Here is a 25,774-nt window from a genome sequence, read left to right as displayed (position 1 = left end):
AATTTGTCATCTGATTCAATCATCAATTTGTCATCAGTTCATCATCAATTCATCATTAGTTCATCATCAAAAACCTGAAAGGATTGCAATGGCACGAAATATCGTTCAAAAAGGAATGGATTATCTGGAATTAATGCGGTACAAAAACTGTGTCATGGCCGGATTTTCATCGGTCATCGCCGTTTTTATTGCCATGTCCATTTTAGATTATTCGCTGAGTGAAATCTATTCTTTGTATGATATTTTTATTCTGCTGGACATTTTCATCATGGTTTTTTTAGCGTCGGGCGCCGGAAATGTTCTGAATGACTACTATGATATCGATATTGACAAAATCAACCGGCCGGACCGCCCGCTTCCGTCCGGGCGGGTCAGTTTGACCGAAGCGGTTTATTTGGCAATTCTTTGTTTTTCCATCGCGCTTTTGATTGCCTTTTTCATCAATCCGATTGCCGGCGTTTTCGGATTTTTAAATGTATTCATGCTGATTTGGTACGCCAAATCCCTCAAACGGACCATTCTCATCGGCAATTTTTCCATTGCCTATTTGACCGGCTCGACTTTTCTCTTTGGAGCGGCGTTTTTTGGATGGGACGGAATTATTGCGCTTTTGCCGCTCGCCATTTTAGCTTTCTTTGCGACGGCATCTCGAGAAATCGTCAAAGACATTGAAGACATGAAAGGAGATGCTCGGGATGGCGCAATTACTTTTCCGATTAAATTCGGCACAAAAACCGCTTCTTATCTGGCGGCCGCCCTTGGAATTGTCGCAATGATTCTCAGCCCGCTTCCGTATTGGATGGACGAATTCGGGGTTTATTATCTTTATGCGTTGATTCCGGTAGAATTGTGTTTCTTGTACACGGTTTATGTTCTCCTCCGGGAAAAAAATTATTCCAAATCCTCCAAATTATTAAAAGTTGCGATGTTGCTTGCGCTTTTAGCTTTTATTGTCGGAATATTGTAAAATTAAAAGTCGCAAAAATCATCACAAAAATCATCACAAAACTTCAAAAGGAATACTTCATTTTTTAGTTCAGAATAAAAAATTTGATTAAAAAATATTGATTAAAAAATATTGATTAAAAAATATTGATTAAAAATAATAATTGATTATAAATAATAACTGATTAAAAATAATAATTGATTAAAAATCGGAGTCTGTCTTATGACAAAAGAATATATGCTTGGAAATGCCGCCATCGCACGTGGTATTTTGGAAAGCGGGGTGGGGGTGGTTTGCGGCTATCCGGGAACACCATCTTCCGAAATCATTGACATCTTGCGGGCACAAAAAAATTGTGATTTTTATGTGGAGTGGTCCGTCAACGAAAAGGTGGCTATTGAAGTCGCGATCGGCGCGGCTTTCACAGGTGTCCGGTCCTTGGTAACAATGAAACACGTCGGACTCAACGTCGGGGCAGATCCGCTCATGACGCTTTCTTATTCCGGCGTCAAGGGCGGAATGATTATCGTATCGGCCGACGACCCGTCCTTTCACTCCTCCCAAAACGAACAAGACACGCGGCGCTATGCGGAATTTGCTCAAATTCCCTGTTTTGACCCGGCAACGCTGCAAGATGCCAAAGATATGATCCCATACGCATTTGATTTTTCGGAAAAATTCGAAACACCGGTTCTCTTCCGGCCGACGACCCGCATCAGCCACGGAAAATCCGGAATTGTTCTCGGCGAACTCAAACCCAATTCCAATAAAGCAGACTTTGTCAAAGATCCGGCACACTGGGTGATGATGCCCAACAACGCACGTGTGCGCCACAAAATCATTTTAGAAAAGCAGCCGGAAATGGAAAAAGCGCTTGAAAAATCCCCCTGGAACGTTCTTGAAATGTGCGGCAATTCCGAAATCGGTGTCATTTCCTCCGGCATCGCGTCCGTTTACGCCAAAGAAGCGCTTCACTTTTTGGGCGTCAACGCATCATTTTTAAAAATTACGGCCTATCCGGTTCCAAAAAACTTGATTCTTGATATTTTGTCCCGGTGCAAAAAAGTGCTGGTGATTGAGGAGCTTGAACCGATTGTGGAAAACAGTGTCCGTGTCCTTGCGCAAAAATACAAATTAGAGACGGAAATCATCGGCAAAGAATTGGTTCCACGCATGAACGAACTGAATTTTGACATCTGCCGAAACGTTGTCCTTTCCGCTTTTAAAGAATATTGTGATCCGGAAGTGATTTCCACGCTTGATTCCAGCCGGATCGGTTCCATTGTGGTGCCGAATGCGTCTTTGGTTCCTCCGGACTTGGGAGAAATTATCCTTCCGCCACGGCCGCCGGCGCTTTGTGTCGGCTGTTCCCACCGCTCGGCTTTTCAGGTCATAAAAGAAGTTTTTGGGAAAAACGCGGTTTTTCCAAGCGACATCGGCTGCTACACGCTTGGAATTCACAGCGGCGCCGTCGATACAACCATTTGCATGGGAGCCAGCATCAGCATGTCTTCCGGAATGTCGGCCGCCGGCGAAAAAAAGCCGATTTGCTGTACGATTGGGGATTCCACTTTTCTGCATACCGGCGTGAATTCGCTCATGAATGCGGTTTACAACAAATCTCATATCACGGTGGCGATTTTAGACAACAGGATTACGGCGATGACCGGCCACCAGCCCAATCCGAATGTCGGGCTGACGGCAACAGGCGAAGAAACGGTATCCGTTTCCCTCGAAGAAATTTGCAAAGCAGTCGGCGCTCAGTTTGTCAAAGTGGTTGATGCTTACGATTATGCCGAACTCAAAAATGTTTTTAGAGACGCAAAAGCATTTTCCGTGTCCGGGGTTTCTGTGGTCATCGTCAAGCAAGCGTGTGCGATTGTCGCGAAAAAAACCGGGGCAAAAAAGAATCCGTACGCGGTCTCAAAAGAATTGTGCAAAGGCTGCAAAAAATGTATTTCATTCGGTTGCCCGGCAACGGAATTTGACGTGAAAGGTGCGGTAGCGCACATCAATTCCCAGTGTATCGGCTGCGGTGTTTGTGCGCAAATATGTCCGTTCCATGCCATTTCGGAGGTGGCGAAATGATTCCGGTGAACAATAATATTCAATGTTTTGGGTCGGTTCCCAATGACGGGCGGACGGATGTGAAGTATGATATCGTGATTTGCGGCGTTGGCGGGCAGGGTGCGATTTTAGCGTCCGACATTTTGGGAAAAGCGGCGACTTATGAAAATATGGCGGTTCAAGCGGCGGAGACGCATGGGATGGCGCAACGTGGCGGTTCTGTGGAAAATCATGTCCGAATCGGAAGCGCTTACGGGTCACTGATTCCGCAAAAGAGCGCCGATCTTATGATTGCGCTGGAGCCGGTGGAAGCCGTCCGGTATGCGCACCTCATGAAACCAAACGGTATCATTTTATTGAACACGGAACCGGTTTATCCGTTTACAGTGACAACCGGAAAAGCGTCTTATCCGGATGTTTTTGAAATGATTCAAAAGTTATCGGCTCATTTCAAAGTCATTCCGATGGACGCGACAAAGATTGCGGAAAAAGCCGGAAACCGACAAGCGACCAATGTTATCATGATCGGGGCGGCATCGAATTTTATTCCGATTCCGGAGCAGACGTTTAAAGAATGCATTCGGGCTTTGGTCCCGCCCAAATTCTTAGAGGTCAATTTGAAAGCTTTTGAAATGGGAAAAGAAAGTGGAAGGCAATAACGGCTTTCTATTTCTATTTCTATTTCTCTTTTTCATTTTCATTTTTGTGCCGGTGCCGCTGCGCGCGTTACAGCAACACATTTTTTTAAAATAAAAAAAATCATGCAAGTTGCTTTCCTTTTTTTTATTTTCCCATTTCCCATTTCCCATTTCCCATTTTCCATTTTCCATCTTTCATTTTTTTTTTTTTTTTTTTTCCATTCCTTCTAATTTATTTACCTTGAAACCCTTTAATGCTCAGTTTGTGAAGAAGGTGGGATTTATGACAGATTCCGATATGGAAAATGAACTTGAATTTATTTTAAATAGCAGTCCGGTTATTGTCTTCCGGTTCCGGGCCGCACCGGGACTTCCGGTGGAATATATCTCAAAAAACGTCATTCAGCTCGGGTATCCGGCGGAAGAATTTTCGGATTACCATTACAATTATGAAAACATCATTTATCTGGATGATTTGGACAACGTCCGCCAAAGTTTTAAAAAATATTCTTCAGCATCGGGTTTGTTTGGGTTTACGATTACCTACCGCATTTATACCAAATTCGGGTCCGTTCGGTGGGTTGAACAAAGAACGATTATTGGGCGCGATGATGCCGGAAACATTACACATTATCAGGGTCTTGTTTTTGACGTGACGGAGCAAAAAAAAGCGGAAGAGGAACTTGCGCTGAATGTCGCCCGTCAGGAAGTATTGTTGACGCTCAAAAAAATGAGCGCGTCCCCGCTTCAGGAAATTGTTGATTTTGTCCGGGAAGAAGCGGTCCGTTTATCCAAGAGTAAAATCGGGTATTTGGCGTTTCCGACGCCGGACGAACTAACTTTGATTATGCATTCCTGGTCCCAAACATCTGTCAAAGAGTGTTCTATTGATGAAAATAACCGCCCTTATGTGTATCCGCTGCACAGTACCGGTATTTGGGGGGAGGCTGTTCGACAACGAAAACCTTTGATTCTGAATGATTACACGATGTCCAATCCGCTCAAAAAAGGATATCCAAAAGGGCACGTGACACTTTACCGTTATATGCACGTTCCCATTATGGATGGCGGACGCGTTGTTATTGTCGCCGGTGTCGGCAACAAAGAAACGGATTATAACGACAGCGACGTTTTGCATCTGACCCTTTTGATGGAAGGGCTTTGGGAATTGATTCAAAAAAAGAGGTTGGAAGAAGCACTTCAACGGCGCTCAAAAGAGCTTTCCGACCACTATGCGAAACTGAGAACCATGTCGGTCATGTCCAAAGAATTTTTGGACGACGTTCAAAAATCCGTAGAAATCGCAGACAAGCACAACATTTACAAATACAAGAATATTCTGGCGGATGAGTTCATTCTGATGTCTTATGAGCAACAACAAAGCGTCATCGAGCAAGGGTTGGTATTGGCCAACCGTGTCAAACATCTGGTGGATTCTCTCCTTTACATGAGCATGGAAAGAAGTGGAATGCTGTATTACCGGTTCGGGCGGGTGGATCTTCGGTCTCTTTTTGAACAAGTGGGGTTGAATACAATTTTATTTATCGAGGACAAGGGAATCTGTCTTCGGAAAAAGATTCCGGAAAAAATGCCGGCGATACTTGGCGACCCGGAACGGCTGCTGGTTGTTTTCACGACATTGATTGAAAATGCTTGTATTAACACGCCGCAGGGCGGAGAAATTTTTTTGGGAATCTCTTTTTTAAAAGACGGGAAAACAGGAGAAGAAGCGGTCGAAATTCAAATCAGTGATTCCGGAAAACCGTTAGAGGAGTCGGAAATTCCCTATCTTTTCCAAAGCATTACGTTTATTGATTCGAATCGTTCGTACTCCAATCACATGGAAGGGGTGGAATCCGGTCTCTATGTCGCGAAAAATATCATTTTGGCGCACAAAGGGCAAATTTGGGGAGAAACGCACGAATCCGGCGCGACTTTTATCGTTCGGCTGCCGGTCTTAAGGGATTCGGCCGATGAGACAAATGTTTCGAAAAATTCGGAAAAAGAAGAAATTTCCGGCCAAAAGAAACACGAAGAACACGATGAAAAGCGAGACACATCTCGTGAAAAACAATCAAAAACCCAACGCCAACAAGATGAAAAACAATCAAAAACCCAACACAAAGAACAAGATCAAAAACGGACCCAAGAATTTAATATTTCCAAATCCGGAGGGATTTAAATGACAACCGAATTGATCGGCACGCTCTTTTTATCGGAAAAACGAAAGAATGTTTTGATTTTTCTGCTGTCGGGTCCAAAGGATATCGATGAGATTAAAATCGAACTGAATGTCAATACGAGCGCGCTGATGACTCAAATGAAAATTTTAATGGACCAGGGATTAATTGTTTATTCCGACAATCTTTATTCTTTATCGGTCATGGGTAGCGTCATTGTTCAAAAAATGTTGCCGCTTCTGAATATGCTGGATACGTATTCTGAAAACAAAACTTATTGGAGCGACCATAAACTTTCTGCGATTCCATCGGACCTTTTAGACCGGATGGATGAGCTTAGAAATTGTGTTTTGGTGGAGCCGGAACTTCACCGCCTCTATGAATTGCCGCTGAAATTTGAAGAAAATTTATTTAAATCCGCATACATTCGGGAAATTTCATCATTTTTCAGCCCGTCTTACCATTCCGCTTATTTGGAATTGGCTCGAAAAGGAACAGAAATTTCCATTATTATTCCCGTCTCCGTTTTTGACCGGTTCAGTCACGATTATCCGTTCCTTTTGGAAGAATATTTGTCGCGCCCGAATGCGAAAATTTATGTTTATGAAAAACCGATTGAAATGGCGTCAAGTGTTGTGACCGACCATTTCTTTTCCTTTTCACTGTTTAACAACAACGGAGTCTATCACAATCACTCCATGATGAGTTTTGAAGAATCGTCTATTCAGTGGGGGGAGAAATTATTCCAATATTATCTGGAACGGTCTAAAGAAATGAAATTGGGGGACCTAAAAAATATATAATTTTCTGATATTTCGTTTTTCATTTTTCGCTTTTCATTTTTCGCTTTTCATTTTTTGTTTTTTCATTTTTTTTATTTTTTGTTTTTTTCTCCGTTTTCATTTCCATATTTTTTATTTTCTGTCCGGAATGCAACTCGGCGGTTTTTTAAATACGGGAAAAAGGAATGAATAGGTTTAAAATGGATGAAAAGATTTAATCCACAAGTAATCCACAATTTACTTTGTGAAATAAATCCGAGGGTTTCGGATTAAAACTCCATTTATCTTTTTGAGGGATCTTTTTTGAAAATTATTGCATTTGTCGGCATGCCGGCATCAGGAAAATCAGAAGCGTCCAACGTCGCGAGGGAAATGGGAATTCCGGTCGTGACCATGGGTGATGTCATTCGCCGGGAAGTGGAATTGCGCGGGGCTGATCCGGCCGACGGCGGAAAAATCGCGACGGAACTTCGAAAAACGGAAGGCATGGATGCTATTGCGAAACGCTGCATGGTTATGATTCAGGAAAAAATGAATGTGAGCGGTTCTAATGTTTTGGTGATTGATGGGGTGCGCGGAATCGCGGAAGTGGATTATTTCAAAGAACATTTAGGCGCTGGTTTTATGCTGGTGTCCATTGCGATTGATTCTCCTGTGGAAGAGCGGTTTGAGCGGATTGTGATTCGAAAACGTGAAGATGATATGGATTCCATTGAAAAGCTTAAAGAGCGTGATGACCGTGAAATCGGGTGGGGTATGGGTGACGCGATTTTGGCGTCCGACCGCGTGATTGAAAATAAGTCTTCTCTTTCCGAATACCGAGAAAAAATCCGAAAGCTTTTCGAAGAAATGATGGATGAAGGCCGGAAAAATTTGTAAAAAGGGAGTGAGTCAGTTGTCTTCTCAGTTATCTTCTCAATTATCTTCTCGTTCATCACAAAATTCTCCATTCGATATTTCTTTTTCCGCATTTGTTTTCCCGACGGAAAACCCGGAAAAAGTCATGCGTTCCATTTTAAATCTGGTCAATTACGGCCGCCCGAAAACAGAAGTTCCGGTTTTGGAAAATACGATCGTTTGTACGCCGGCAACGGCGGATGGGATTCTGGTTCAAAAGCTCAGTCTTTTTGGAGGTCTTGATTTACTTTTTGGAATTCATTATTTGGTCCGGCGAGAAGAAATTATTGATACGATGCGGTCGGAATTGGAGCATGGAATTTTGGAGGAGTCGGATTCCGGCGATGAAATTTCCAAAACGGTGATTTTTTTGAACAAACAGGTGGCTTATGTGAAGCGGTTGAATTTTCCGGCGGATGCCGAACCGCTTGGCTCGGTTGAGCTTGAAATTCAAGCGGATTCGCCGGCTCGTCTTGCCAAAGTGATTGAGTGGCTGGCGCCGCCGACCAAGGAAGGCGTTGCGCTTTATGAATTAAAGGTGGAAGATCTGTTTTAAAAAACAAATCCATCTTCCGTCTTTCACTCTTCTTTTCTTTTCTTTTCTTTTCTTTTTTTTTATTGCAGCGGCACTCGCACGCGTTACGGCAACACATTTTTTTCAAAACGGATTAAACCGGTGGTTTTTCTCCCTTTTTATTTTTTTGGGCATGCTTTCAACTTTTTAACAGGAACAAAAGATTTAAGAATCATCATTCATTTTTAATATTGTTTAACAATTGTATACAAAATGAATTGAAAAATAATTTTTCATTTTTTTGGACGAAATCAATTTTAGACATAATTCGCAATCAACAGACTTATTTTTAAAAACATGGTAATAAGTCTTTTGATTTTGTAAAATTAAAAGTATTTATAAAAGTTTGCCTCCTTTTGGTTTTTGTCAAGTGTTTTTCCGGAAAAAATTTCTTGCAAAATTTTTGTGAAATAAAGTACGTAGAAACTTAAAAATTAAAAAATTAAAAAAATCAAAAGAGGTCCAACATGAATAAATTAAATTTAGTATCGGCTTTGATGGTCATGGTATTTCTTTGTGCACTTTTGTCACCCATGGCAATGGCACAAGCAAATGAAAAAGCGGGTTCTGTGTCGTTTGGTTTAAATTCTACCGACCGAAAAGAAATCGAAAAAATGACATATTCTATGCTTGAATTGCAAGGCATTCAAATTGAAAATCTTGATTTGAGTCAAATCCGAATTATGGAAAATGAAACGGATTTCATTTTAACCGGCAAAATCACTTATGATGTTTCGGGTCAAAGTTTAAAATCCAGTTCCAACGAACGTGAAATTTCTTCGCATTTCAGCCGGACCGACAAATCCGCAACGGTTATTTCAACATCCGCTGACGAAACGTATGAAATGAATCTTTTCATGACTTCGGAATCTTTGACGTCGGTTGAATACAAAATGGAGGAAATCATTACCAAAAACGGGCAAACACAAAAAAATGTTGAAACATTTTCGCAGCCGAAAATAACATCTTCGTCACCGGCTTTTGGAGCAAAAGCGACAAAATATGATTTGCCAACTAAAGCCCCTTCCGGGTCTATTAAAATTTACAATGATGCATCCCTCTACTATCTCTTGGCCGGAACATCATTGGCTGTCAGCGTTGCAGCATCTGCAGCAGCAACCGGCGGAACCGCAACGGGAATTACCGCAACAGTTGTTCTTTGGATCGCTGAATTATTGTTTGATGAATTCATGTATCGCTTAGTTGGGGTTTCAACCCGCGATGTCTACATTGATTTCTTCTTTACGATTTACCCGCGCATCGGTTACAACTCGTCACCGGCTTGGGGATTTGCACACCCGACTGTTCCGCTTTACGGAGAAATTGACTACTACTACAAGTAATAAAATAACAAAAACAAACAATCAAACAAAATAATCAAAGAATTGTAGCCATTAAATAATGAAAATGTTAACATATTTTTCAGAAAAATCTTTGAAATATGTTATCATTTTTTACATTTGCGTCCAACACCATTGATTTTGTTAGATTTTCTTTTACATCACAAAAATATAAATGGAACAAATGAAACAAAATGGAACAAATGAAACCAAAATGAAACAAAATGAAACAAAATGGAACAAATGAAACAAAATGGAACAAATGAAACAAAATGAAAAATTAAAAGAAAAATAGAAAAACAGTTAAAAATTTACAAGTATATATCCTATAAAACCTATAAAATATTTCAGAAAAAGTGATTTTTATGAATGCAAAAAGAAAAGAATATCTTGCGGTTTACACATTTTTTTTAATCATCGGTCTTCTTATTTTCGGATATTATTCCTATTATTTGGATGATCCTATGCGTAGCAGTTTTTCTATTTTTCTTCTTGTCCCAATTCTTTTGGCTGGTACGCTTCCTTTGAATAACATTCACATCGGGTGGAAAATCGGAACTATTTTTTTCTCCATTGTTCTTTATGTTTTTTATTTTATGGGAAAAAATTGGTATTCGGATGCCCAGCTTGTAATAACAATTGCCGGCTCAATCATTTTTTTGATTTATGTTTTTTATGAAGGCGTCCATCTCAAAAAATTTAAGGACTTTGAGTCCTAATTTTTCAATTCTTTGTTCATTTATTTCATTTTTATTTTGTTTTTCTTTCTTTTTCATTTCATTTTTGTCAAAATAAAAATTTCATATTTAAAAATTTATAATTTAAAATTAATAATAAAAGAATTATTATTTATAGGGATCAAGTCTGATAAAATATTACAGGTTGTTTTTTCAAAAACAGACCGATTTAAAAAACTCAAAAACTCAAAACTCAAAACTCAAAAAACTACCAAAACAACAATGCTCAGGAATCGTCGAAATTTCATCAAAATTTAAAACCGCGGCAAAGGTGTGTGATATTGTGGACAACCGGCAACTCATTCATTATTCCATTTTTATTGCGATTTTTTTCTTTGTCATCGTCGGAATCGGATATCTCGGATATACCGAATATGTTTCTTTTTCAGACCCCGATTCGGGCTTGGACCTCAGAGAGGATGCGCAAGTTTCTTCCTTTGACCCGGCCCGCGACCTTTTTTCAGAAACGGACCCAAACACTCCTTATGTTTCCCATCTGGACAAGTATTTGTCATTTTATCCCAACGATGCGGCTGATTCCGGCTCCGACATCGCGACCCAAATGGGTTTGCCGGAAGTGCCGGTGATCGGGCCGATGTTTTCTCTGATTTATATGTCAACGGACATGATGAAAACCGAAGCAGAAATTGTCGCGGAAGTGACGGTCATGGAAAAAATGCCGGCCCGGTGGAGCACGCCGGACAACACGCTGCCCAAAGGTATTTCTATTTCAAAATACACGGATGAAAACGGGGATGAGATTGTTGATTTTTCAACGATAACCGGACCCGGGGAGTTTATTTACTGGGATACTGTCCTTGAAGTAAATAAAATTCACAAAGGAAAGTTGGATTCCAAAGATTCCAAAGGTTTCAAAGATTCCAAATACATTCTTTTGCGTTCTTCCGGCGGGACGGTCGGGGATTTTACATGGTGGAGCGCGGAAAACGGCGGTCCGGGAGATTATGTGGTCGGGCAGAAGTATTTGATTTATGTGGAAGAAGACTCTTGGCTTGCTCCGGATTTGGGTCCGAATCATTACGTTTTAGTGTATCCGTACGCCAAATTTAATGCCGACGGCGAAGGAAAGTATACAAATCATGTCGGAGAATCCGTTTTCGTCCGAGAATTGCGGTAAACTTTTTGGAGAATGACGGTGAATCAAAACATGAATCAAAATACAATCTATCAAAAATTAAGATTTTTTCTCCCGACTATTTTAATTTTGTTGGGATATTTTGCTTCAGAAATCTCCTTTTCATTAAATTATGAACAACCTCCGCCATCCGGATTTATTTGTGTTGTTCTCGGTTTCATCGTTGCGTTTGTTTTAACCTTCTTGGTTTTTTATTTACAAATTTCGTTGGAATTTTCTTTGAATTTTAAAAAATCCGTCCTTTTTCCTTCCTTTTTTGTTATTCTTGGTTTTCTATTTCCCTCGCTCTCAACAAATCTGTTGAATCATCCGCTGCCTTATGACACAATCGTTATATTTTTTGTTCCGGTTCTCTTCTGGTTAGGGTCCGGTTTCAAATTATCTCCTGCGTGGTATTTCGGGTTTACAATTTCAGCGGCTGGATTTTATATCCTTTATTTTTTCGGGCAAGATTGGAGTTTTTATCTGGTCGCGGTTTATACGGGGCTTGTTATTTTATTCTTAATCGCGTTTGCATATTATCAGGAAAAACAGGAAAAACAGGAAAGATTTGAAAAAAGAGAATAACAGGAGAAATCAAAATCATGAACCAAAAAATGTTTGCAAATTTGTTTTATCTTGTTTTTACTTTCATCAGCCTGGCCTATTTGGTCTGTTTGGACCTTTACACGGATTACATATCCTTCCCATCATACAGTATATTTTATGCGCTGTGGCCGGCATTCATTCGTGAATCTATTCTCTCTAAAAATTCCATGTCCGACTCATGGAAAATGTTTATTTTCAGCGTGGGTGCTTATGCCTTTTGCGTATTGCTTTTAGATCCGTTCTTACCGGATTTCCTTCATTATCCGCTTCTTGGAATTTATTTGGCCGGGGCGGCGGGTTGTATTATTTTTGGATTCAAATCCGGTTCTTTCTATTAAAAAATGAATTATGAAAGTGAAAAGGAGCTTTGACCTCTTTTTCTTTTTCTCAATAAAAACAATTTTTATTTTATCCAAATTATGTTTGGCAAAACCATTGTATTTTTTTTAGTAAATTCAAATTTAATAATTTTTTTTTGTTAACTGCAAAACACATTTTTTTAAAATATCTTTCTTTAAAAAATATTGTTTTATCTATACATATTTAATATTTTCTCCGAATTTTTTTGATGAATTTATTATTTTTTGAATAAATTAAATTTTATGGATGTTTAACTATTGCTTGATTTCGCTTATTTTACACCCAATAATATATATATATATGTTAAAAATTTATATGGATATGTCAAATTTTTCCGGAATTTTTGATAAATTATTTGCATAACATAAAAAGAGGAATATTCATATGAAAAAAATAAGTTTATTGTCATGTCTGATGGCATTAGTGCTTCTTTGTGCACTTTTTGTTCCGGTAACTATGGCAAAAGAAAATGAAAAAGCAGTTTTAGCTGAAATGAAAATGCCTGTTGTTGATACCTCAAAAATGTCTTCTTTGGATGAAGAAGATTTAGCTGAGGTTGAAGAGTTAGTCTATATGTTTTTAAAAATGGATAATATTTCAGTTTCAAATTTTGATTTAAGCAATATAAAAATTCAAGAAGATGGAACTAATTTTATTATGGCAGGTATAATGTCTTGCGTCGAAATTAATGATTCAAAAGTGAAAGTCTATGATATTTACACAAATATTGATTTCGAAAATCAATCTTTCCAAATAATATCAAAATCAAAAAATGATTACTTAAATGTGATGATTAGTCAAATTTTTGAATCAGATGATTTGATTACATATAACGTAGAATCCACTCTGATTGAAAATGGTATTATTCAAAAATCAAATGAATACATATCTCAGCAAAAAGATGTGAATTCATTAAAGCAAAGTGTCAATTTAGATAAGGAAGATAATGTCAAATTATTATATGCAACTCAATATGTTTTTAAAAAATTTAATTTACCAAGCAACCCTCCACGTTTTAGTGTTTTATTAAAAAAGGATATCAAACTTTCAAATTTGTTATCTGCAGCATCAGTTATTACTATTTTATCAGGAGTTTTTTCTGGCGGTCTTACCACTGCGGTAGCTTTAGTAATAGTTGGTCTTGCTTTAGAAATAGTTAATATTTTCTTCAACAATTTTTCAGATGTCAACACCTCCGACATTTATACCTCTCTTTATGGAATGGTTTCATGGTTTATGTATCATCCTGGGTCAGGTGTTTATGGGATGTCAGTATCAATGCCTACTGGTTTTGTAACACCTGGAATATATTTGGAAATAACACACTATTATAAATATGTTCCAGTTTGATATATATTAATAATTGCCTCTTGGCAATTATTTTTTTTATTTTTAATTTCAGGTGAATTTTATGAACCACGAAAAAAAAGAACGAATAATGGTTTTAAGTTTTTTTGGAATTGCTTTTTTGCTCCTTCATTTGTATGATACTTATGTTATGGATATTGCCGGCAATTCCGTTGACATGCTTGTTATATCTTGGGCGGTGCTCCCTTTCATTCTGGTGGTCCCGCAAATTTCTATTTTATGGAAATGCTTGTTTATTTTATTATCCATGTTCTTGTTTGCGTTTTATTTTATGGATGCTGATTGGTATCCGAAAATTCAACTGGCAACAATTCTCTTGATCTTCCTTTCTTTTATCGGATTCGTTTTGTATGAAGGTTGGTATCGGAAAAAATTCAAAATATGGGGATAAGACCCTTTGTTTATTCCTTTTTTCATTTCAAAAGTTTAAATCTAGATTCTTGTAATCTTTATTCAATCAAATATTTTATTTTTATTAAATATTAATTAAAATATATAGTTATATATATATCTCAATAACGTTCTATTTTTTGCCAAGTTCTGTACATCCTTATTTGAAACTTGATCCTTGTCAAAAATAGATTAGAGGTTAATAAATATGTGAAAATAAAAAGAAGGCCACAATTATGAAAAAACTAAGTTTTATGTCATGCCTTATGGCATTCGTTCTGGTTTGTGCAATTTTTGTTCCGGTTGCCATGGCGAAAGAAGATGAAAGCCCCTTCTCTAATAATGCTATTCCTGCGTATGATTTGTCTCAAATGTCTTCATTGAATGAAGATGAAACGAAGGATCTTGAAAACATTATTACATTACTCTTAAAAGCAGAAGGAATTCAGATTTCAAATCTCGATGTGAGCAAATTAAATGTTTTAAAAGAGAATCAATATACAGTTTTTGCGGGATCATTAACTTTTAGCATCGACAACAGTCCCCAAAAACTTGAAATTTATGTTTCTCAGAATACATTGAATAATTCATTCGAGATATTTTCCAAGTCTGATTCACAATATTTCAATACTCATATATACAAGACGGATGAAAATAAAAAGTCGGTTGAATATAGAGTTGAACAAACTTATATTAAAAATGGGGTTTCAGATGTAGAGATCCAAACATTTTCCTGTAAAAAACAAATTGATACAATTGGATCCTCTTCAGAAATGATTACGGGGATTAATCAGGTACACGATTTTGCAAGTTGTCCACCATCCAATTCAAATTTAATTGTAAATGATGTCACCGTAGAAGAAATGATCTCTTACACGGGACTGGCATTAGGAATTATTGGTTTGTTAACAGGGCTTGTTCCACTTGATTTGGTAGGACTTGGTATGGAGCTTTACCTGTTGAGCGGGGCTTCTGCAGGTAGTGTGGAATATTCTGATATTTTTGTAGATGTCTTTAGTTCTACTTACTTGTGGCCAGTTTATACGCCAACATGTTCAAACGCCTATGGGATTTGGTTCCCTCCTCCTGTGTGTGCCTATTTCGAATTGGATTACTATATCTCTTAAATTTTAATGGTAAGTTATACTTGCCATTTTAATTTTTCAAATCGAGGTGTTATTTATGAAAAAAGAAATTTTGGCGCGTTTTATCGGACTGATTTTAATCATTGGTGGACTTATTTACTCTTATCTGATCGATCAAAAATTCAATATGGATATTATTATGTTTGCACCGTTCATGATTTTCTTTTCACTTTCTCCGGCTAAAACGCAAAAGGGATTGGATATTTTTTTCATACTGTTGGCCGTTTCGATTTATGTTTTTCATTTCATCGATCCGGATCAAAATTACCCGTATCACAAGGATTTTATCTTTTTTTCAGGGCTTTTTACAATCCTTTTCGGTACATATAAATTCATTCTCGGAAAGGATAAATGATTTTTTCATTCAGCTTAATTTTTCCCTCTCCAAAACGTATTTAACAGAGCGGGTCTTTTATCCGTTTGAATTCAGGCACCTTTTTTAAAAACCAATAATCTCCGGCTTTTCTTTTGATCATTTTTATAATCATGAACAATCATGAATATCCAAAAAAAGATTTCGTGAAAAAGACGGCCCAAAAAATTCGAAAAGTTGCCTGAAAAATGTAACCAATGTGCTTATATATTGGGTAATTATTGTCTACTTACCCTTAGGTTTAAATCGATCAAATTCATCACGATTGTTTGACAACGATTTTCATTGTTAACAGCTTGTTTTAAAACGGCGGTTGACAACGGCAAGTCCAAAAAACAATTCGGCAAGATGAATGGCTGTTTGACAGCTGTTTTTGCCGTTTGAATTATTTTCAATGATTGGAAATGATTGATTGAGTCATTTTTTTAAAAATTAGAGACGGTATTCGCATGGCTAACAATGAAATCTTATCTGAAATTAAAAGGGCAGAAGAAGATGCAAAAAAAGCAACAAGCGATGCTATCGAAGATAAGAACAGAAAAATCGCAAAGGCACGCGCCGAAGCCCGCCAAATCTTGGAAGACGGAGAAGAAGAATCCGTCAAAGCCGCACAAGCAGCCCAAAGAAAAGGCGAGCAAGAACTCGATGCCAAACGCACTGCCATTATCAACGAAGGCCTTCGTGAAGCTGAATCTGTAGCTGTGAAATCCCAATCAAACATTCCAAAAGCAGTTTCATTTTTACTCGAGGAATTTGAGAGGGAGATACGCGTATGAGTTACTCGAAACGAATGACCAAGTGTTTAATCGCCGGTCACAAGAAAAATCTTCAACCCACGATTGACGTTTTACACGATCTGGATATTTTTCACGTCGAAGATTTCGTTGAAGGTGACGAATCTGATTTTACAATCGGGGTCCCGATTGAATACGGAGAAGAAGTCTCAAGAAAACTCGTTAAAGTCCGCTCTATTTCCAACGTTTTAAACGTTCAGCCGACTGATGAAACCGTTCCGATGAAAACATCGACGGTCAAAAGCGATCTGGACACAAAACTTGATAAAATAGATGCCGAGATTACCCAAAATACCCACAAAATGTCCCAACTCGACGGACGTGTCAAAGAAATTGATGCCGCCAAACGGGAACTTACACCGTTCATGGCTTTTGATATTGATTTGAGCGCTTACCGCGGATACGACAATTTGGCCGTATTTTCCGGAACAATCTCCTCTTTTAACGAATCCCGTCTGCGGGAAGTTACTGACGTTTATGAACTTCATAGCGAACCCGGTTCCAAATTCATTGTTTTGTTTGTCTCTAAAATATTCGAAAAAGAAGTGGCATCACTCCTTGCCGATATGGGATTCAAAGAAACCAAGGCACCGGACAAAGTCGGAAAACCGTCAGACTTAGTTCAAGAGCTTGATTCTGAAAAATCAGACATACACGCACAGATAGAGACATTATCTGCGGAAATTTCAGAGCTCAACCAAAAATACGGAAATTTCATCCTTGCCAGCGATGAATTCTTAAGTATTTTGAGCGAAAAATCCGAACTGCCTTTAAGAATCGCCACGTCTGAACACGCTTTTTTACTGGAAGGCTACGTCCCGGCCGATGATTACGACAAATTTGTCCAAGCCATCGCCGCAAAAACCGATAACGGCGTTTTTATTACCACCGAAGAAATTGACATGCACGACGAAAAGGAAACGGCGAAAGTTCCGGTCGCGTATGAAAACAAAAAAGTGGCAAGCCCGATGGAAACAGTCACCGACTTGTATTCCCGGCCCAAATACACCGAAATCGATCCCACATCACTTTTAGCGATTTCTTTCCCCCTCATCTACGGTATGATTCTTGGGGATATCGGATACGCTCTTATTTTGATGTCGGTTGCGTTCCTGGTTTTAAAATTCATGAAATCAGACGGTATCAAACCATTAATGTACGTCCTTATTTATTGTCAAATCTCAGCCTTGATTTTTGGTATCATATATGGTGAGTTCATGGGATTCCCGCTTGCGGGATATGAATCGCACGGCGTGTATACGCCCGGACTTATTCCGGGATGGGACACCCTCGTTACCAATTTCGCATTGGTTCCGGGCGAACCCTTCATGTTCCCGATTCACAGAACACACATGATTATGACACTTTTAATCGCAACAGCCGCTTTCGGATTTTTACACATTAACGCCGGGTTCATCGTCGGATTCTTTAATGTGAAAAAACAACACGGTATCATGCATGCCGCCAACGAAAAGCTCAGCTGGGTCATTATTGAGATTGGCGTAATTGCCGCAGCGGCATCCTATGTTTTACTCGGATCTCTACCGCTTACGGTCGTTTTTGCACTCGTCACAGTGATCGGATTGGTTATGCTTTACAAAGGAGAAGGAATCAAAGGACCGATCGAACTTCCGGGACTTCTCGGAAACATCATGTCCTACACCCGTATTATTGCGGTGGGTCTTTCTTCCATCTATATCGCGTCCACTGTGAATTATATGTCGTTTGGCGGTTTCATTTGGACGCCAAGTGACGGATTCAGCCTGATGATTATCGTATCATTCCTGATCTTTATTCTCGGGCACTCTTTAAACTGCATTTTGAGTATTATTGCTCCCGGCTTACACGCACTCAGATTGCAGTATGTGGAATTGTTCAGCAAATTCTACACAGGCGGGGGCAGAATTTACAAACCATTTGGACATATTAAGAAATATACGGAGGAATAATTTTATGGAACTTACAACAGAATCAGTCGTCGCATTATCAAAAGCAATTGCAATCTTTGGAACAGGACTTGCCACCGCCTGGGGCGAAAAAGTCATCGGTGCAGCCGCAATCGGTGCCATGGTTGAAAATGAAAGTCTTTTCGGTAAAGCGCTCATTTTAACCGTTCTCCCGGAAACCATCGTTATCTTCGGGCTCGTCGTTGCGCTCATGATGTAATTTCGAATCGATAAAAGAAAACAAAAGTTAAGAGCAGATTTTTTTCTGCTCTTCATTTTTTAAAGGTGTTAGCAATGGGACTGGAAATCGTATTAAATGATATTACTGAGGGCGCCAAAGCAGATGTCCGAAGAATTGGAGAAGAAGCGGATGCTGCGTCTCTTCAAATCATCGGCGAAGCCCGTCAGGCTTCCAAAGAAGCATTGGGGTCCCGTCTTTTAGAGGTCGAAGAAAAACTCGAGCAGCAGCGCCAGCAGGTATTGTCAAGTGCCAACTTAGAGGTCAAACGGATTGTTTTAAACAGACGCAAAGCCCTTTTGGATCAAGTTTATGATCAGGCTCTTGAAAAAATTAAAAACATGCCTGCCGATGAGAATGAAAAATATCTCAAAACGCTGATTAAAAATCATGAGAAGGGCGGTTACAAAATTTACTCCAACGCAAAATCCGAAGACATCGTCAAAAAATTATCCAAATTGGAATATGGCGGCAACCTCGACTGTATCGGCGGGATCGTCATTGAAAACAAGGAAGGCAACGTTCGCTTGGATTTTACGTACGACTTAATGATCAAAACCGTTTATGACCGCTCCTTAAAATCCATATCGGACATTCTCAACGGGTGATTTGAATGGGTCAGAGTTCGCAAAAGATTCAGGAATGGGCGGTCAGCGCCCGGAAAAAACTTCCGGAAAGCGTCGCCAAATACGTTCCAACGCGTCTTCCGTCCTTTGGAAAAGGCTCGTCCAATTATCCGTATGCTGTGACACGTATTCGAGCCATGCGGGTAAAACTCATGCCGCGCGATGCGTATCCGAGACTTCTTAACATGAGTTTGGATGAAATCACACGCAAAATCGGGGAATCCGAGTACAAACAAGATATCGATGACCTCTCAAGAGAATCTAAAGGCGTCAACCTGATTGAACACGCCCTGAACAGAAACATGGCGGTCTCCTATCAGAAAATCTTACGGATCACCGAAGGCGAACCGCACGAACTTGTCCAAGAATATCTCCGGTATTTCGATATCGATGATATCAAAACCATTCTCCGCGGAAAAGTTCACCATATTTCCGAAGAACAAATCTTAGAATCCCTCGTCACAGGCGGCATGCTGAGATACACATTTTTGTCCGGGCTTGTGTCAAAATCCATGGAAGAAATCTTGGCGGCTTTTAGCGACTCGATTTATGCACCGATTTTGAAAAAGTTTGACGGATCCAACCTTCCGGAAATCGAAAATGAGTTGGACAAATTTTATTATAACCATCTCTTTGAAGCCATCGGCTATGCCGGCTCGGCCGACCGGAGACAGTTTGACCAGTTTGTCCGGCGGGAAATTGATATTAAAAACTTATTGCTCCTTCTCCGTGTCAAAAAACATGACACAAAAGCGGCGGGCAACGCATCGGAAAACGCATGTGTTATCGGTGATGTCTCTTCAATGTTGATTCCAAACGGACTTGACTTTGATGCGGAAAAGTTTGAAAAATTGTGTTATGATGACTTTATTGTTGCTCTTCAAAAAACACCTTACTGGGGTGCCGTTGCGCCGGTTCTTGACAGCAGAACTTCGGTTTCTTTAACAGAAGCTGAAACCCGCCTTTTAAGGTACAATTTGACGAAAGCGACGGTAAATTCTCGTCGTCATTTGCTCTCAATTATTCCGATTTTAGAATACATTATTTACAAATCCAACGAGGTTCGCAATTTGAGAATCATCGTTCGCGGTAAGTCGGTCGGTATGGATAATGATTTAATCAAGGACCAGTTGGTGATTCTCTGATGGAAATATCGGTTGTTGGAAACAGTGATTTCGTGACGGGATTTCGTCTTGCCGGTATCCGGAAAATTTACGATACCGACAATGTCGGCATTGATGTCGCCGTCCGAACCGTCCTTGAAGACAAGGATGTCGGCATTTTGGTGATGCATAATGATGATATTTCAAAACTGCCGGACTCTTTAAAAGTCATGTTGAACAATTCCGTTTCGCCCACAGTTGTTGCTTTGGGTGGCGCGGGGGCCGGCTCAACGAATTTAAGGGATAAAATCAAACAGGCGGTAGGTGTTGATCTGTGGAAGTAAAAGGTAAAATTTATCGAGTGGCGGGTCCCGTGGTTACCGTTATCGGCTTAAACACAAAAATGTATGACGTGGTGAAAGTCGGTCACGAAGGGCTTATGGGAGAAGTCATTAAAATTGTTGGAAACAAATCCATCGTTCAGGTTTATGAGGATACGTCCGGAATCAAACCGGGAGAACCCGTTGAAAACACAGGTCTTCCCCTCTCGGTTGAACTTGGACCGGGATTGCTCGAAAGTATCTATGATGGTATTCAAAGACCGCTCAGCGTCCTTAAAGATGAAATGGGAAATTTCATCCACAGGGGAGTTTCCGCTGACGGCTTGAGCCATGACAGACTCTGGGAATTTAAAGCGACCGTCAAAAAAGGCGACAAAGTCAAACCGGGAGACATTATCGGTGTGGTTCAAGAAACCGCAAACATTGAACACCGCATCATGGTTCCGGCCAACCTTGCCGGTGGCGAAATTGCTGAAATTAAAAGCGGTAGCTTCACGGTTGTGGATGTTATCGGTAAATTAAAAGACGGCACGGAACTCAAAATGGCCCACAAGTGGCCGGTTAGAAGACCGCGTCCGGTCAGCAAAAAGATGGCTCCGAAAACTCCGCTCGTTACCGGTCAGCGTGTTCTTGACGCGCTCTTCCCGGTCGCAAAAGGCGGAACGGCAGCTATTCCGGGTCCATTCGGTTCCGGAAAAACCGTCACTCAGCAGCAGCTTGCAAAGTGGAGTGACGCAAACATTGTGGTTTACATCGGTTGCGGTGAACGTGGCAATGAAATGGCGGAAGTTTTAAACGAGTTCCCGGAACTCGAAGACCCGCAAACCGGACGCCCCTTGATGGAACGGACGGTTTTGATTGCGAACACCTCCAACATGCCGGTGGCAGCGCGTGAAGCTTCCGTTTACACGGGCATTACGATTGCCGAATACTTCCGTGACATGGGATACGACGTTTCCTTAATGGCAGACTCTACTTCCCGCTGGGCCGAAGCGATGAGAGAAATTTCCTCGCGTCTTGAAGAAATGCCCGGTGAAGAAGGTTATCCGGCTTATTTGTCCGCACGGCTTGCCGAATTCTATGAACGTGCCGGTGTGGCCGAATCGCTTTGTAACAAAACCGGTTCGATTACCGTTATCGGTGCGGTTTCTCCGGCTGGCGGCGACTTCTCTGAGCCGGTGACGCAAAACACGCTCCGTATCGTAAAAGTGTTCTGGGCTTTGGACTCCAAATTGTCTCAGAAAAGACACTTCCCGGCGATTAACTGGCTCAACAGTTACACGCTTTATATGGACACGTTGGCCCCGTGGTACACGGAAAACGTGGCTCCGGAATGGAATGATTTGCGCAACAAAGCGATGGAAATTCTCCAAGTGGAATCCGAACTCTTAGAAATCGTTCAGTTGGTCGGCTCCGACGCTTTGCCGGAATCCCAACAGGTGACGCTTGAGACGGCCCGTATGATTCGGGAAATTTTCCTCCAACAGAACTCTTTCCACCCGGTCGACACCTATTGTTCTTTTGACCACCAGTACAAGCTTCTCAAGAGCATTATGTACTACGGCGACACCGCTCAAGCCCGCTTGGCGGACGGCGCGTTGGTTAAAACGCTCATCAACATGGAATCCAAATCGGAATTGGCTAAAGTCAAGTACGAAGAAAACTTTGATGAGTTGCTCACAAAAGTGATGAACAAGATGGAAACCGAATTCGCAAACATCGGCGGAGGTTATTAAAATGGTCAAAGAATACAAGACAATCACGCAAGTGGCTGGTCCGTTGATTTTCGTTGAGAAAACAGAGCCGGTCGGCTATGGTGAATTCGTGAACATTAAATTGGCTGACGGTTCCGTCAAAAGAGGAGAAGTTCTGGATACGTCCGAAGATGTTGTGGTCGTTCAGGTTTACGAAGGTACGGGCGGTCTCAATTCGGACTGCAGTGTGGTCTTTACCGGCGACACGTTAAAGCTTCCGGCATCGATTGATCTTCTTGGCAGAATTCTGTCCGGTTCCGGTCAACCCAGAGACGGCGGCCCGCAAATCATTCCGGAAAAAGTGATGGATATCCACGGTGCTGCGATGAACCCATACTCTCGGGCGCAACCCAAGGAATTCATTCAAACCGGTATTTCGACCATTGATGGGACAAATACACTCGTCCGTGGCCAAAAACTTCCGATTTTCTCCGCTTCCGGTCTTCCGCATATGGAAATTGCGCTTCAGATCGCGCGTCAGGCCCGTGTTCCGGGTTCTGAAGAGAAGTTCGCCGTGGTGTTTGCCGCCATGGGTATTACGAATGAAGAAGCTCAATACGCAATGGCTGACTTTGAAAAGACCGGCGCTCTGGAACGGGCGGTCGTCTTCTTGAATTTAGCCGACGACCCTGCGGTCGAGCGGTTGATTACGCCGAAAATGGCGCTCACCGCTGCCGAATATTTGGCTTACGAACACAATATGCACGTTCTCGTTATCTTAACGGACGTCACCAACTATTGTGAAGCGCTCCGTCAGATGGGTGCGGCCCGTGAAGAAGTTCCGGCCCGCCGCGGTTACCCGGGTTACATGTACACCGACTTGGCCGGTATTTACGAGCGTGCCGGTGTCATTAAAGGAAACAAAGGATCTGTCACTCAGATTCCGATTTTGACCATGCCGGGCGACGACATCACCCACCCGATTCCTGACTTGTCCGGATACATTACCGAAGGACAGATTGTGGTTTCCCGTGAGTTGCACAGAAAAGGAATTTATCCGCCCGTTAACGTTTTGCCGTCTCTTTCCCGTTTGATGAACCTTGGTATCGGAAACGGAAAGACCCGGGAAGACCACAAGGCGGTTTCCGACCAGCTGTATGCCGGTTATGCCGAAGGACGTGACCTCCGCGGGCTTGTCGCAATCGTTGGAAAGGAAGCGCTTTCGGACCGTGACAAAAAGATTTTGGAATTTGCCGACCTCTTTGAAGACAAATTCGTCCGCCAGGGACGAATGGAAAACAGAACGATTGAGGACACCCTCAATGTGGGCTGGGGAATTTTAGGAAGCCTTCCAAAACAGTATTTGCACAGAATCGATAACAAATACATTGACAAGTACTATCCGAAGAAAGCCGAGTGATATCAATGGCTGTTAAAGATGTAAAGCCGACGCGTTCTGAGCTTCAGGACGTTCAGAAAAAAATCAAATTGTCTCAGAATGGGTACAAGTTGCTCAAAATGAAGCGGGACGGTTTGATTCTTGAATTTTTCAAGATTCTGAATCAAGCAAGAGGCGTCCGAGAAGAGTTAGACAAAGCCTATGCGTTCGCTGTCCAAAAATCAAATTTGGCCAGCGCGGTCGATGGTTCGTTTACGCTCAAATCCGCGTCTTTTGCCGTTGATGCTGTCCCGACCATTGAACTCAAGAACACCAACATTATGGGTGTCGTCGTTCCGAAAATCCACGGAAGCCGTGTCCGAAAGCCGCTCCATGAGCGGGGTTACGGTCTCGTTGGAACGGACACCTACATTGATGATGTGGCTGACGCGTACGAAATTCTTGTTGAAAAGATTATCGTCGCCGCGGAACTTGAAACCACTATGAAAAGACTTTTGGATGATATCGAGAAAACCAAGCGCCGTGTGAACGCGCTGGAATTTAAGGTGATTCCGGAATTCCAAGAGCAGGTCAAGTTCATCCGCCTCCGTCTTGAGGAAATGGAACGTGAAAGCATGTCCAGTTTGAAAAAGATTAAACAAAAGAAAGCGGCAATTGAAGTTTCAGAATGAGAGAAATCTCATTCAAACTATTTTCGTTTTCTTTTTTCATTTTCTTGTTTGTTTAAAAATTTAGATTTTTCTAAATTTTTCTTTTTTTGAATGAATATAAATTCTTACGGTTGTGTATTGATTTGATGATAAAATCAATTATACTTGTATATCTTTTTTTTTTTTTTTGAAAAATGGTATTGTCGACATGAAAAATGTTCGTTTGGACAGATTCATGTAGGTAATTTTAGTTTCAAAATGCCCATAAAATATTTATACATTCAAATATATTAGTGATTTGTGAAAATCCAATAAAATTAAAATGAGGACTCACCATCTGATTATTGACAAGTTGCATTGGCAATAATCTTATGCTTGATGGTGAGTGAATTCAGTGCTTAGTAGAATTCACTCCTATCTTGATTTAAAAGTATATTAAATAGGACGTTTTAAAAAAAAATAAAAGATAAGGAGATAAATATGAAAAAAATTATGAATTTAATCATTTCTCTCATTGTTTTGATGGCATTGGTTGTTCCAAGTATGGCTCAAATCAGCAATAATGAAAAATTTGATCTTTCTGAATTATCTGTAATTAGTGTTTCTAATACACAGAATATCTCAGAACAAGAAGCATTTAAAATGGCTCAGAAAATTACATGGGCAATTGAAAAACAAAATGAACAAGAGATTCAATCGTCTGTAAATGTTAATTCACAAAAATTTCTTCAAAAATCTCAATTGGCAGCGGTTACTACCGCCACTCCTATTAAATTGGGAACTAATGTAACTTTTACAACGGCTGATTGTGGGGATTTTGGAAAATCAAGATGGGGGTCATCTATAATGTTCAATGGTTCCGACTACAATCTCTCATCCAGGCAAGCAAGAGAAGTCGCAATGTCTGGACCGGCTGGAGCTGGTGGATGTGGCGCATGGTCTTGGGTTGGAAAATCTTTTTATGTGAATGGTACGGGGTCAAAAGCAGCAAATATTCGAATGAGTGGTCAGCTTTATGGGCTTACAACAGCTTTTGGTGGTGGATCAAGTAACACTCTTGTAGAGTTAGTTGTATTGGACCAAACAACAGGAACGTCTTACTCCACAACCATTTATCAACAATCAGGTGGTGCAGTTTCATGGTCTGAAGTAAATCGTAGTTTCAACAACGGTGTCACTGTGAATTTACAAGGGGGCCATCAATATATTGCATATTTAAAGATTTCTGGAAGTGCAGCGACGTATGGAGCTGGTGAAGCCGGATCTGATTTTGGTCCATGGGATATGGATAACAACGGAGAATCCGTAAAGTATTCGAATATTGTTGTTAGTTTTTAATTTCTTTCAGAGATGTGACCGTCAATGAGTAATTTCTCTCAATGGATCAAGATTTTAAGCACAATTGGAAAAATATGTGTTATTCTATTGTTTATCTGTGCGTT

The 25,774-nt window shown here is 40.5% G+C and carries 25 protein-coding genes; all 25 read left to right on the top strand.

The annotated features are described in order from the left end of the window. The first annotated feature begins 88 nt into the window (after positions 1-88). The 25 genes from MsAm2_RS07360 (at position 89) to MsAm2_RS07240 (ending at position 25,670) form a co-directional block, all read left to right on the top strand. Positions 89-967 (top strand): geranylgeranylglycerol-phosphate geranylgeranyltransferase, encoded by an 879-nt coding sequence (locus MsAm2_RS07360; protein ID WP_338097604.1) that lies wholly within the window; start codon positions 89-91, stop codon positions 965-967. 201 nt (positions 968-1,168) lie between these two features. Next, the gene (iorA, locus tag MsAm2_RS07355) at positions 1,169-3,034 is read left to right on the top strand and encodes an indolepyruvate ferredoxin oxidoreductase subunit alpha (protein ID WP_338097603.1); all 1,866 of its coding nucleotides are present in this window, start codon (positions 1,169-1,171) and stop codon (positions 3,032-3,034) included. Further along, positions 3,031-3,672: an indolepyruvate oxidoreductase subunit beta gene (locus tag MsAm2_RS07350; RefSeq protein ID WP_338097602.1), complete on the top strand. Its 642-nt coding sequence runs from the start codon at positions 3,031-3,033 to the stop codon at positions 3,670-3,672. Before iorA ends, MsAm2_RS07350 begins: the two co-directional genes overlap by 4 nt. Positions 3,673-3,934: 262 nt before the next feature. Further along, complete coding sequence (locus tag MsAm2_RS07345; RefSeq protein ID WP_338097601.1) at positions 3,935-5,833, top strand: sensor histidine kinase; 1,899 nt, start codon at positions 3,935-3,937, stop codon at positions 5,831-5,833. Further along, a complete protein-coding gene (locus MsAm2_RS07340; RefSeq protein WP_338097600.1) occupies positions 5,834-6,634 on the top strand; it encodes a helix-turn-helix transcriptional regulator in 801 nt (266 codons plus the stop codon). It abuts the gene before it with no gap. Between the two features lie 282 nt (positions 6,635-6,916). Beyond that, entirely contained in the window at positions 6,917-7,492 is a 576-nt protein-coding gene (locus tag MsAm2_RS07335) for an AAA family ATPase (RefSeq protein ID WP_338097599.1), read from the top strand. After that, positions 7,470-8,066 (top strand): RNA-binding domain-containing protein, encoded by a 597-nt coding sequence (locus MsAm2_RS07330; RefSeq protein WP_338097598.1) that lies wholly within the window; start codon positions 7,470-7,472, stop codon positions 8,064-8,066. Before MsAm2_RS07335 ends, MsAm2_RS07330 begins: the two co-directional genes overlap by 23 nt. Positions 8,067-8,551: 485 nt before the next feature. Next, positions 8,552-9,427 (top strand): hypothetical protein, encoded by an 876-nt coding sequence (locus tag MsAm2_RS07325; protein WP_338097597.1) that lies wholly within the window; start codon positions 8,552-8,554, stop codon positions 9,425-9,427. A 362-nt stretch (positions 9,428-9,789) separates the two neighbouring features. After that, positions 9,790-10,143, top strand: a complete 354-nt coding sequence (locus MsAm2_RS07320; protein WP_338097596.1) for a hypothetical protein — start codon at positions 9,790-9,792, stop codon at positions 10,141-10,143. A gap of 301 nt (positions 10,144-10,444) precedes the next feature. Beyond that, on the top strand, positions 10,445-11,299 hold the full coding sequence (locus MsAm2_RS07315) for a hypothetical protein (protein ID WP_338097595.1): 855 nt from the start codon (positions 10,445-10,447) through the stop codon (positions 11,297-11,299). A 602-nt stretch (positions 11,300-11,901) separates the two neighbouring features. Next, complete coding sequence (locus MsAm2_RS07310) at positions 11,902-12,243, top strand: hypothetical protein (protein WP_338097594.1); 342 nt, start codon at positions 11,902-11,904, stop codon at positions 12,241-12,243. 436 nt (positions 12,244-12,679) lie between these two features. Further along, a complete protein-coding gene (locus MsAm2_RS07305) occupies positions 12,680-13,615 on the top strand; it encodes a hypothetical protein (RefSeq protein ID WP_338097593.1) in 936 nt (311 codons plus the stop codon). 61 nt (positions 13,616-13,676) lie between these two features. Further along, positions 13,677-14,024 (top strand): hypothetical protein, encoded by a 348-nt coding sequence (locus tag MsAm2_RS07300; RefSeq protein WP_338097592.1) that lies wholly within the window; start codon positions 13,677-13,679, stop codon positions 14,022-14,024. Positions 14,025-14,289: 265 nt separating this feature from the next. Then, a complete protein-coding gene (locus MsAm2_RS07295) occupies positions 14,290-15,150 on the top strand; it encodes a hypothetical protein (protein WP_338097591.1) in 861 nt (286 codons plus the stop codon). Between the two features lie 55 nt (positions 15,151-15,205). Next, positions 15,206-15,523, top strand: a complete 318-nt coding sequence (locus tag MsAm2_RS07290; RefSeq protein WP_338097589.1) for a hypothetical protein — start codon at positions 15,206-15,208, stop codon at positions 15,521-15,523. Positions 15,524-15,990: 467 nt separating this feature from the next. Continuing rightward, a complete protein-coding gene (locus tag MsAm2_RS07285) occupies positions 15,991-16,317 on the top strand; it encodes an ATP synthase archaeal subunit H (RefSeq protein ID WP_338097588.1) in 327 nt (108 codons plus the stop codon). After that, positions 16,314-18,284 (top strand): V-type ATP synthase subunit I, encoded by a 1,971-nt coding sequence (locus MsAm2_RS07280; protein WP_338097587.1) that lies wholly within the window; start codon positions 16,314-16,316, stop codon positions 18,282-18,284. Before MsAm2_RS07285 ends, MsAm2_RS07280 begins: the two co-directional genes overlap by 4 nt. A 4-nt stretch (positions 18,285-18,288) precedes the next feature. Continuing rightward, positions 18,289-18,501 carry a V-type ATP synthase subunit K gene (locus MsAm2_RS07275; protein ID WP_338097586.1) on the top strand — a complete coding sequence of 71 codons (213 nt, stop codon included), beginning with the start codon at positions 18,289-18,291 and terminating at the stop codon, positions 18,499-18,501. Positions 18,502-18,575: 74 nt separating this feature from the next. After that, positions 18,576-19,127 (top strand): V-type ATP synthase subunit E, encoded by a 552-nt coding sequence (locus MsAm2_RS07270; RefSeq protein WP_338097585.1) that lies wholly within the window; start codon positions 18,576-18,578, stop codon positions 19,125-19,127. 5 nt (positions 19,128-19,132) lie between these two features. After that, entirely contained in the window at positions 19,133-20,290 is a 1,158-nt protein-coding gene (gene ahaC / locus MsAm2_RS07265) for an ATP synthase A1 subunit C (RefSeq protein ID WP_338097583.1), read from the top strand. Further along, positions 20,290-20,592, top strand: a complete 303-nt coding sequence (locus MsAm2_RS07260; RefSeq protein WP_338097582.1) for a V-type ATP synthase subunit F — start codon at positions 20,290-20,292, stop codon at positions 20,590-20,592. The genes ahaC and MsAm2_RS07260 overlap by 1 nt, the downstream gene beginning before the upstream one ends. Continuing rightward, entirely contained in the window at positions 20,583-22,325 is a 1,743-nt protein-coding gene (locus MsAm2_RS07255; RefSeq protein ID WP_338097581.1) for an ATP synthase subunit A, read from the top strand. The genes MsAm2_RS07260 and MsAm2_RS07255 overlap by 10 nt, the downstream gene beginning before the upstream one ends. Before the next feature lies 1 nt (position 22,326). Next, on the top strand, positions 22,327-23,703 hold the full coding sequence (locus tag MsAm2_RS07250) for a V-type ATP synthase subunit B (RefSeq protein WP_338097580.1): 1,377 nt from the start codon (positions 22,327-22,329) through the stop codon (positions 23,701-23,703). Between the two features lie 5 nt (positions 23,704-23,708). Beyond that, positions 23,709-24,353, top strand: coding sequence for a V-type ATP synthase subunit D (locus MsAm2_RS07245; protein ID WP_338097579.1), 645 nt, complete (start codon positions 23,709-23,711; stop codon positions 24,351-24,353). A gap of 459 nt (positions 24,354-24,812) precedes the next feature. Continuing rightward, positions 24,813-25,670, top strand: coding sequence for a hypothetical protein (locus MsAm2_RS07240; RefSeq protein WP_338097578.1), 858 nt, complete (start codon positions 24,813-24,815; stop codon positions 25,668-25,670). Positions 25,671-25,774: the final 104 nt, after the last annotated feature.

This window comes from Methanolapillus ohkumae, from assembly GCF_032594355.1.
GTDB lineage: Archaea > Halobacteriota > Methanosarcinia > Methanosarcinales > Methanosarcinaceae > Methanolapillus > Methanolapillus ohkumae.
The sequence above is the reverse complement of the archived record's forward strand: the minus strand, read 5'-3'. Positions and strand labels throughout refer to the sequence as shown.

Excerpts from the sequence above, each read along its gene's own strand:
- MsAm2_RS07295 (WP_338097591.1), top strand. The coding sequence starts at position 14,290 with ATGGCATTCGTTCTGGTTTGTGCAATTTTTGTTCCGGTTGCCATGGCG.
- MsAm2_RS07300 (WP_338097592.1), top strand. The coding sequence starts at position 13,677 with ATGAACCACGAAAAAAAAGAACGAATAATGGTTTTAAGTTTTTTTGGA.
- MsAm2_RS07270 (WP_338097585.1), top strand. The coding sequence starts at position 18,576 with ATGGGACTGGAAATCGTATTAAATGATATTACTGAGGGCGCCAAAGCA.
- MsAm2_RS07285 (WP_338097588.1), top strand. The coding sequence starts at position 15,991 with ATGGCTAACAATGAAATCTTATCTGAAATTAAAAGGGCAGAAGAAGAT.
- MsAm2_RS07275 (WP_338097586.1), top strand. The coding sequence starts at position 18,289 with ATGGAACTTACAACAGAATCAGTCGTCGCATTATCAAAAGCAATTGCA.
- MsAm2_RS07280 (WP_338097587.1), top strand. The coding sequence starts at position 16,314 with ATGAGTTACTCGAAACGAATGACCAAGTGTTTAATCGCCGGTCACAAG.
- MsAm2_RS07310 (WP_338097594.1), top strand. The coding sequence starts at position 11,902 with ATGAACCAAAAAATGTTTGCAAATTTGTTTTATCTTGTTTTTACTTTC.
- MsAm2_RS07305 (WP_338097593.1), top strand. The coding sequence starts at position 12,680 with ATGGCATTAGTGCTTCTTTGTGCACTTTTTGTTCCGGTAACTATGGCA.
- MsAm2_RS07345 (WP_338097601.1), top strand. The coding sequence starts at position 3,935 with ATGACAGATTCCGATATGGAAAATGAACTTGAATTTATTTTAAATAGC.
- MsAm2_RS07360 (WP_338097604.1), top strand. The coding sequence starts at position 89 with ATGGCACGAAATATCGTTCAAAAAGGAATGGATTATCTGGAATTAATG.
- ahaC (WP_338097583.1), top strand. The coding sequence starts at position 19,133 with ATGGGTCAGAGTTCGCAAAAGATTCAGGAATGGGCGGTCAGCGCCCGG.
- MsAm2_RS07325 (WP_338097597.1), top strand. The coding sequence starts at position 8,552 with ATGAATAAATTAAATTTAGTATCGGCTTTGATGGTCATGGTATTTCTT.
- MsAm2_RS07290 (WP_338097589.1), top strand. The coding sequence starts at position 15,206 with ATGAAAAAAGAAATTTTGGCGCGTTTTATCGGACTGATTTTAATCATT.
- iorA (WP_338097603.1), top strand. The coding sequence starts at position 1,169 with ATGACAAAAGAATATATGCTTGGAAATGCCGCCATCGCACGTGGTATT.
- MsAm2_RS07330 (WP_338097598.1), top strand. The coding sequence starts at position 7,470 with ATGAAGGCCGGAAAAATTTGTAAAAAGGGAGTGAGTCAGTTGTCTTCT.
- MsAm2_RS07350 (WP_338097602.1), top strand. The coding sequence starts at position 3,031 with ATGATTCCGGTGAACAATAATATTCAATGTTTTGGGTCGGTTCCCAAT.
- MsAm2_RS07320 (WP_338097596.1), top strand. The coding sequence starts at position 9,790 with ATGAATGCAAAAAGAAAAGAATATCTTGCGGTTTACACATTTTTTTTA.
- MsAm2_RS07340 (WP_338097600.1), top strand. The coding sequence starts at position 5,834 with ATGACAACCGAATTGATCGGCACGCTCTTTTTATCGGAAAAACGAAAG.
- MsAm2_RS07240 (WP_338097578.1), top strand. The coding sequence starts at position 24,813 with ATGAAAAAAATTATGAATTTAATCATTTCTCTCATTGTTTTGATGGCA.
- MsAm2_RS07245 (WP_338097579.1), top strand. The coding sequence starts at position 23,709 with ATGGCTGTTAAAGATGTAAAGCCGACGCGTTCTGAGCTTCAGGACGTT.
- MsAm2_RS07260 (WP_338097582.1), top strand. The coding sequence starts at position 20,290 with ATGGAAATATCGGTTGTTGGAAACAGTGATTTCGTGACGGGATTTCGT.
- MsAm2_RS07250 (WP_338097580.1), top strand. The coding sequence starts at position 22,327 with ATGGTCAAAGAATACAAGACAATCACGCAAGTGGCTGGTCCGTTGATT.